Below are 7,527 nucleotides of genomic sequence, written 5' to 3'. Positions count from 1 at the left end.
TTGAATAGCCCCGAGTTTATTAGACACTCTTCGTCTTCAGTTTGTGGTTCTGTTCAAAGTGTGCTGGTGACAGCATACCATTTCTAACGTGTTTGCGTTGCGGGTTATAAAACATCTCAATGTAATCAAATACGTCTTGCCTTGCTTCAGCTCGAGTTCTGTATGTTTTACGTCGAACGCGCTCTCGCTTCAGCAGGTTAAAAAAGCTCTCAGCTACAGCATTATCGTGACAATTCCCGCGGCGGCTCATGCTGTGCTCAAGATTATGTTGTTTCAGGAATGATGCCCAGTCCATACTTGTAAACTGGGAGCCTTGGTCTGAATGTATCAGTACCCGCTCTTTAGGCTTTCGTCGCCACACGGCCATCAATAAACCCTGTAAGACCAGGTCTGTGGTTTGGCGCGATTGCATTGACCACCCGACAACGCGTCGAGAAAACAGGTCGATGACAACAGCCAGGTAGGAAAACCCTTCATATGTCTTGATATAAGTAATATCTGTGACCCAAACCTTATCAGGTGTGTTCACATCGAACTGGCGATCCAGGGTGTTGTCTATGACGATAGAGGGTTTGCCACCATATTTACCGGAACGGCGCTTATAACCAATCTGAGCCTTGATCCCTGCCAGTCTGGACAGTCTCGCCACACGGTTTGGACAGCAGGTCTCCCCCTGATCTCGCAGATCATCGTGTAATTTGCGGTATCCGTAGACCTTGCCGCTGTCATGCCAAGCATCCTTGATCAGTGCTATCTGCCGGATATCTTCATTTGCACGGTGACTTAAAGGCTGCTTCATCCATGCATAAAATCCGCTTGGATGGACACAAAGCATGCGGCACATGGCACGCACATTGAACCGAACACGATGCGCCTTGATAAACGCGTACTTCATTTTGCATCCTTGGCGAAGTACGCGGTGGCTTTTTTTAATATGTCACGCTCCTCCGTGACGCGAGCAAGCTCTTGCTTCAAGCGCCTGATCTCTGACAATTGATCATCCTGCACAGCTGCTTTCTCAGGAGCATTATAGCGCTTCCTCCAGCTATAAAGTGAATGTGTGCTCACGCCCAAGCGACGTGAAACATCAGCTACTGAATAGCCACGCTCAGTAATCTGTTTAATAGCGTCAAGTTTGAATTCGTCGGTGAAATTAGCTTTACCCATCGTAAGCTCCTTGTCTCTTTTTTAAGTCACAAGGTGTCTACAAATCTAGGGGCTATTCAAATCTGTGTTCTAGTCCGCTCATTTCTGTATCAGATCGATTGCTTGTCCGCCGATGGTCCCTGTGAATGTATCCGGTGACTTCCACCACGTATCGTAAGCCACCGCCCCGGCTTGCACGATCCCGACGACAATCAGAACGACGGTCAGCCAGAAAATCCGTTTTTGCGTATTTTGGTTGTCTGTGTGACGCTGTTCTTCGAGGTCGAAGCTAGTAATTGTGTTCAGCGCCTGCGGCTTCAGCGCGTAACCATGATGCTGCGTCTTTTCGAGATCTTGCACCTCTTTCATCGAGTCAAGAAGGAGCGTGTAGTAGGTCATCAGTTCTTCTTTATCAGACCGATGTCCGCTTTCGGCGAAACTGAAACGGCGTCGTTTCGACCGTTATGGGGTCGGTAGCTGCCGGGCAGCAATGCGCCCTCCCATTTTGCTGTTCGACTGAGACTTGCTAATTCCCGAAGCCGACATTGCTTGGCGATCCCTCGTCGACGCGCATGAACCCGCTTGATGGCCGTCTGAGATCGGCATTCACGAGCGACGGGATGGGGCATATTGCCGCCTCTCTCAGGCAAAGGATCGATCAAGTGGTCGAGGTCTATCGCTTTGGCTACGGGCGATCTAATGTACCTAAGATTGTCGATTCTTTTGACCTTAGAGATACTTTGCTATGGTGCAATTCCACATAATCAATAACGATGATGAAACGGTGAAGGTCTTGGCACCTTACATCCAATCCGGCAATCTTAACTTCCTCATCGGCTCCGGAGCTTCCCTGCCAGCGATCAAGACTGCTGGTAACATCGAAAAGAAACTAGACAAGCTGATTAAGGACGGCAAGACAGCGGAAGCAGATTGCGAGATGATTGACTTCATTGAGACAATCGGAAAGACTTATAAGCAGCTGAACGAAGAGGCAGTTTACCCGGCAGATCTAGATGAGACTTTAAATAACTATCGTAGATTTATTTCAACAATAGATCAGATTTTATTCTATCGAAAAAACGAGATATTGCCTCGGCAAGCCACTATATTCTCGACTAATTACGATATGTTTGTCGAATTTGCGGCGAGCAATTTACCTAGTATCATTATCAATGATGGTTTCGACCGATCTTCCGGACAGTCTGAGAATTTTGCGTTCGCACCGGAAAAGTATTTTGACAGAACCTATCGAGCAAGCTCACTCTATGCTCGACGGGTCGAGATCCCGACCATTAACCTCATTAAGCCTCATGGGTCACTAAACTGGACGAAGCGGGGCTCGAATCTCGTATACAACGCAAGTGCTGTCCAGCCTCTGATGCCGGCCGAAAAGGCAAATCCAGCTAAGGTTTCTGAGTACCTCAGCAAGCATTTTCTGATTATGCCGAACTTTAGAAAATTTCATGAGACCCTTATGGAAAGGGTATACTATGACCTGCTGCGGCTTTTCTCGAAGTCGATGGAGCAGGAGAATGCCGCTCTGATGGCGTTCGGGTTCTCATTTAGTGACGAGCACATCCTGGACATAACGAAAAGAGCGCTCAGAAATCCGACGTCGCAGCTAATCATCTTCGCTTACAGCCACGACGACATTGATCTTTATCGAGCTAAGTTCGACAAGCATCGAAACGTTAGCGTGATCGGGCCGCCTGCGGGAACCAATATCGACTTCCTGCGTCTGAACAACATCCTCGCCGCGGTCCTGCCGGAGATCAAGAATGGCTGATCGTCCGGATCGCCTTCAGAAAGAGGCCGTACTTCGCGTAGGCGAAGTCTCTGCTGTGACGGGACGCAAAGTTTTCATCTCCGTTGACCGGGATAAAAATCTCTCGGAGCTGTTTTATGATGGCGATGTGATCAGAAACATCGGCGTCGGGAGCTATGTCGATATTCGAAAGGGTTTCCTCAGCCTCATTGGGAAGGTTGAGGGTGAGAACGCCCAGACAGACGACAAGCGGCCCAGCCAATTGGCATACATGAACGGCCGACGGTTCCTGTCCGTCTCGCTTGTAGGCTTCCTCGACCGAAAGGGCGAGTTCTTTGGAGGCACAAAAGAGCTACCACTCGTCGGAAATGAGGCATTCCTTCTTACCAAAGAGAAGGTCCACCAAGTCCATAATCTCTTAAAAAATGGCGGGATCGCGCTCGACATCGCGCGGTCAGAGTACGAGGGATTTGACATCTCCCTCCCCGTCGACGGGCTGATGAACAGTCACATCGCCATCTTTGGAAACACCGGTAGCGGCAAGTCGAACACGCTTGCGAAGATTTATCAGGAGTTCATCGCAAAAATGCGAGTTCGTAACGCCGCTGCATTCGAAGCGAACTGTCGCGTTGTCCTGTTCGATTTCAACAATGAGTATATCAGGGACAATTGCCTCACCCAGCATAAGCGGGTGTTCAATTTGAGCACCAGAAATGACAACGGAGATAAAATTCCGCTCGGAGCAGGGGGCTTCAACGACATTGAGATTGTCAGCATCCTCGCAGACGCGACCGAAAAGACGCAGAAGCCGTTTTTAAAGCGTGCTCTCAAGCTCCAGCAGCAGGTAAACGAGGCAGATGTTCCAGCCAATTACCTTCGCGCCATCGTTCAGCGGCAAGTGACCCAGGTTTTACAGATGTCGGATAAGATCCGGGCGGATCTGCTACTCGATTATCTCAGGCAGGTGCTACCCGAGAGTAACGCAGATGGTGAGGTCATCGAGCTCGCCGAGGATCTAGAATGGCATAACGGCCAGTCGGAGTTCCGACTTCGTGGGCAGCAGGTTTATCTCAGGTCGACCCCAGATCGGATCACAGAAACGATCGCCTATAAAGCCGTAGCGCTACTTGAACTCGCGGAAGATGACATCAAGAATTTGGTAACTCTTTGCTACGTCCAGTTGATTTCAGACGTCTTGGCAAACCGTGCCCAGAACGAGCACATCGCACCGGCCATCAACAAGCTCAAAAGTAAACAAGGCGACATTCGGAAAATATTTGATCCCGTACCGAACGCCAACCTCTTCACATCGAATGTCCTAGTGTTCGCACTAAGCGACATCAATCTAGAGATGAAGAAGACAGTTCCATTGTTGGTCGCCAAGAAAATCTATGAAGATCATAAGCGGATCGGCGGTGCTCGTTCGTTGAATATAGTGATTGACGAAGCCCACAATATTCTGTCGCGGGAGTCTTTCAGGGAATCAGAGAGTTGGAAGGACTACCGCTTGGAGACGTTCGAGGAGATCATCAAGGAAGGGCGCAAGTTCGGCGTGTTCGTTACAATTTCAAGTCAAAGACCGAATGATATCTCCCATACCATCACCTCTCAGGCTCATAACTATTTTATCCACCGACTGATCAATCAGAAGGATTTGCAATCGATCGCAAGTGCTGTGTCCTACATCGATAAGCTCACCGAGGAATCCATTCCAACGCTACCGACCGGCACATGCATATTTAGCGGCATGGCAGGGCAAATGCCACTCAAGCTGGCAGTGAAGCCGCTCGATGATCTTTTGCGGCCCAAAAGCGAGACGGCGGAATTCGTGGATCTGGTTCCTGGTGCTGACTAAGCTATCGGAGCCGCGCAGCGTTGGAAATTGGCAGCTTTCTGTAGGCCGACGATATCGACACTAAAAAATGGGCGTTGCGAGGATTTTTGCGCTCAGGCTTGGACGACGGCTATCGATGACCTGAAAGCAAAAGCAGACCGTCTCCTGACGGCCCCATTGCTGCCGTAGCCATTTTTTGTTTTCAGATATAATCACTCATGGCAAAAGGGTAGTTTTGTCATGTGTTATTCCTTTTCAATCTTATTCGGATGATCTGTTTTCGATTTAAGAAGAACTGTTATTACCCACCTTTAACAAAATACCTCAGGTCGGCGGCCATTTTTGCGCACCATGCAGCAGACGCAAAATTTCTATACTCTGTAACTTTAATTGAATGCGATAAACAAGAACAAACGACGTTCGGTTGAGAACCAATTCTCGGGTGCCACGCTTTCGTCCGACACGTCCCATTTCAGGGTAATCGATCAGCCTATCTATTTGTTGCTCAATCTCGTCGAGTTGATTAAGAGCGGCACGTGGGTTTTCCTGACCTATATAGGCAATGAGATCCATGCGATTAGCCTGTGCTTGTGGGAGCCAGACAATTTTCATTCAGTTTCGCCTTTGATACGCGCCAATAATTCTATGCGTTGGCGTGCCATGTCCTCTTTAACAGTTTCATGAGAAACCCACTCTGTATTAGGATTGTCGGCCTCATGTAGGGCTGTTTCAACCTGTTCTAGGAACCATTTATTATGGGTTGCAGCTTCGTGAGTCTGGCGTAAAGCAGCACTACGGTCTGGGCGCGTATAGGATTTTCCACCGTCGTTCTCATAATCAGCAGCATCAACATCGAAGTGCTGAATTCCCATGTCTTTGAGATAGGTAACAAGCGTTTCCATACGCCGGAATACACGCACTTGACGGCTACGTTGCGCGGCAAGAGCCCGTTCGGCCATCCCATATTTGACCATCAGCGACCATCCGCCGGGTTGACCGATAACATGGGCACCACGCACAGCACCGGCTTCAACAAGGCGTGACAGCGTATTGTGATCAATGATTTCTGCAGCCATTGCTGGTGAACTCCTTTTGCCGTGGGATCTATAAAACATCATTGCGCAATCAATTAATCATTGCAAGATATTTAAATGTAAAACTCTTTGTTAGTTCCATAATACATATTATCAACTCAATTCTTATAACAGCAATATGCAGATGCGACAGTTGGGCAATTTAGAGATGCGACAATTTTTGCAGCTCTTGCCCTTTTCAAATCGAAGGCGGAAAGGAAGACTGGGTTTTTAGCTGCAAACAGCGGATGGGAGCCGTCATGTCTTGTCTGATCACTATGTCGCAGAAAGAACTCAACCGGCTGAAGACCGTTCAGCAAATCAGAGATAATCACCTTCGCGTGGTGGAGGCAGCGGCGCTGCTTGATCTCAGTCGCAGCCAGGTTCATCGGCTTTTAAAGGCCTTTGATCGGTTCGGTGGAGCGGGCCTTGTTTCGGGTAAGCGCGGCCACCCGAGCAATCGTCGTTATAGCGAAGATTTCCGGAATGATGTTCTGGATCTTTTACGGACGTATTATCGGGACTTCGGGCCGACACTGGCCTGTGAGAAGCTGGTTAAACGCCATCAAATTTCGGTCAGCAAGGAGACGCTGCGACAATGGATGACGGCGGCTGGCTTGTGGACGTCACGTCGCGAACGCAAGCGGCAACTGCATCAGCCGCGCGGCCGGCGGGATTGCCTTGGTGAACTGGTGCAAATCGACGGTTCACATCACTGGTGGTTTGAGGATCGGGGTCCCAAATGCGCCCTCCTCGTTTATATCGACGATGCCACCGGCAAGCTCCTGCATTTGCGTTTTGCCCGCTCAGAGAACACGTTTGATTATTTTCAGGCGACGAAGGCGTATCTGAAGGAATGGGGCAAGCCACTGGCATTTTACAGTGACAAGCAGGTTGTGTCGCAAATTTTGCAGTAAGTTAAGTGCGGCCTTATCTGTGGGCACAATTATGCTGCGAGCTCCGCGAACACTACGAATGGCGATTGATTGTCGTTGGCGAATTGATTCTTGCGGATCATGTGAGCCACTTCGATCCCTGCAATGGTGGCTGAAGCGGAATGGAATGCTTTGAAGCCCAACATGTGCTTGGTGACCCGCTTGATGAAACGATGATCCTGTTCAAGAATGTTGTTCAGGTATTTGACCTGAAGAATCTCAATCAGCTTGTCCGTATCGGTGATCTTAAGGATATTATTTATAGCCTGCGCACCAGCCAAATTAGCTCCGCTTTTATCAATAACAATCTTGTTCGGAACACTATTGCTTGCGATAGCCTTTTTAAGGAAACGCCGCGCAGCGCTGAGGTTGCGGCGCTCAGAGAGCATGAAATCAAGGGTTTGGCCGTCACGATCAACGGCCCGATATAGATAGGTCCATTTCCCTTTGACCTTTATATAGGTCTCGTCAACACGCCATGAGCCTAGTGTTGCGCGTTTACGCTTCTGAGCATGAGTTGCAATCTGCGGCGAGTATTTAACAACCCATCGGTTCAGTGTTGCATGGTCAATCTCTACGCCTCGTTCGGCCATTATTTCCTGAAGATCACGATACGAAACTGAATAACGAACATAGAAGAAAACGGCATACAGGATGACACTTTTGGGGAAATGCGTTCCCTTGAAATCGACCATGTTCAATGCCTCTCATCAATCTGTAACCGACGCCACTCATCGCATATATGGTCCGACATAAAAAGTTTGCGACAAAACC

7 protein-coding genes and 1 pseudogene are annotated in these 7,527 nt (G+C 48.9%); 3 read left to right on the top strand and 5 right to left on the bottom strand.

Features of this window, described 5'->3' with window-relative positions:
- Positions 1-19: 19 nt before the first annotated feature.
- Positions 20-1,167 (bottom strand): IS3 family transposase gene (locus QUF18_RS20130; RefSeq protein ID WP_374807254.1). Its coding sequence is split into 2 segments (ribosomal slippage): positions 20-921 and positions 921-1,167, totalling 1,149 coding nucleotides; the frame shifts between segments, so codons are not numbered across the junction.
- A gap of 78 nt (positions 1,168-1,245) precedes the next feature.
- Positions 1,246-1,545 carry a hypothetical protein gene (locus tag QUF18_RS20125; protein WP_289389033.1) on the bottom strand — a complete coding sequence of 100 codons (300 nt, stop codon included), beginning with the start codon at positions 1,543-1,545 and terminating at the stop codon, positions 1,246-1,248.
- 346 nt (positions 1,546-1,891) lie between these two features.
- Here QUF18_RS20125 and QUF18_RS20120 point away from each other — a divergent pair, with 346 nt between their 5' ends.
- Both QUF18_RS20120 and QUF18_RS20115 read left to right on the top strand, forming a co-directional pair.
- The gene (locus tag QUF18_RS20120; RefSeq protein ID WP_289389031.1) at positions 1,892-2,932 is read left to right on the top strand and encodes an SIR2 family protein; all 1,041 of its coding nucleotides are present in this window, start codon (positions 1,892-1,894) and stop codon (positions 2,930-2,932) included.
- The gene (locus tag QUF18_RS20115) at positions 2,925-4,766 is read left to right on the top strand and encodes an ATP-binding protein (protein ID WP_289389029.1); all 1,842 of its coding nucleotides are present in this window, start codon (positions 2,925-2,927) and stop codon (positions 4,764-4,766) included. The genes QUF18_RS20120 and QUF18_RS20115 overlap by 8 nt, the downstream gene beginning before the upstream one ends.
- A 303-nt stretch (positions 4,767-5,069) precedes the next feature.
- Here QUF18_RS20115 and QUF18_RS20110 read toward each other — a convergent pair whose 3' ends face one another.
- Together QUF18_RS20110 and QUF18_RS20105 are read right to left on the bottom strand one after the other, a co-directional pair.
- Complete coding sequence (locus QUF18_RS20110) at positions 5,070-5,357, bottom strand: type II toxin-antitoxin system RelE/ParE family toxin (RefSeq protein WP_289389028.1); 288 nt, start codon at positions 5,355-5,357, stop codon at positions 5,070-5,072.
- Positions 5,354-5,821 carry a ParC-related protein gene (locus tag QUF18_RS20105; RefSeq protein WP_289389027.1) on the bottom strand — a complete coding sequence of 156 codons (468 nt, stop codon included), beginning with the start codon at positions 5,819-5,821 and terminating at the stop codon, positions 5,354-5,356. The genes QUF18_RS20110 and QUF18_RS20105 overlap by 4 nt, the downstream gene beginning before the upstream one ends.
- Positions 5,822-6,078: 257 nt before the next feature.
- Between QUF18_RS20105 and QUF18_RS20100 the strand changes: the two are divergent.
- A pseudogene (locus tag QUF18_RS20100) lies at positions 6,079-6,717 on the top strand (ISNCY family transposase); the annotation flags it as partial.
- A gap of 47 nt (positions 6,718-6,764) precedes the next feature.
- Here the strand turns inward: QUF18_RS20100 and QUF18_RS20095 are convergent.
- A complete protein-coding gene (locus QUF18_RS20095) occupies positions 6,765-7,448 on the bottom strand; it encodes an IS6 family transposase (protein WP_289388726.1) in 684 nt (227 codons plus the stop codon).
- Positions 7,449-7,527 lie beyond the last annotated feature (79 nt).

Origin of the sequence: Pseudochrobactrum kiredjianiae (assembly GCF_030362795.1) — a bacterium.
In the GTDB taxonomy this organism is placed as follows: domain Bacteria; phylum Pseudomonadota; class Alphaproteobacteria; order Rhizobiales; family Rhizobiaceae; genus Pseudochrobactrum; species Pseudochrobactrum kiredjianiae.
Note: the sequence above shows the minus strand (reverse complement) of the source record. Positions and strands in the feature narration are given on the sequence as shown.

Excerpts from the sequence above, each read along its gene's own strand:
- QUF18_RS20125 (WP_289389033.1), bottom strand. The coding sequence starts at position 1,545 with ATGACCTACTACACGCTCCTTCTTGACTCGATGAAAGAGGTGCAAGAT.
- QUF18_RS20120 (WP_289389031.1), top strand. The coding sequence starts at position 1,892 with ATGGTGCAATTCCACATAATCAATAACGATGATGAAACGGTGAAGGTC.
- QUF18_RS20115 (WP_289389029.1), top strand. The coding sequence starts at position 2,925 with ATGGCTGATCGTCCGGATCGCCTTCAGAAAGAGGCCGTACTTCGCGTA.
- QUF18_RS20110 (WP_289389028.1), bottom strand. The coding sequence starts at position 5,357 with ATGAAAATTGTCTGGCTCCCACAAGCACAGGCTAATCGCATGGATCTC.
- QUF18_RS20105 (WP_289389027.1), bottom strand. The coding sequence starts at position 5,821 with ATGGCTGCAGAAATCATTGATCACAATACGCTGTCACGCCTTGTTGAA.
- QUF18_RS20095 (WP_289388726.1), bottom strand. The coding sequence starts at position 7,448 with ATGGTCGATTTCAAGGGAACGCATTTCCCCAAAAGTGTCATCCTGTAT.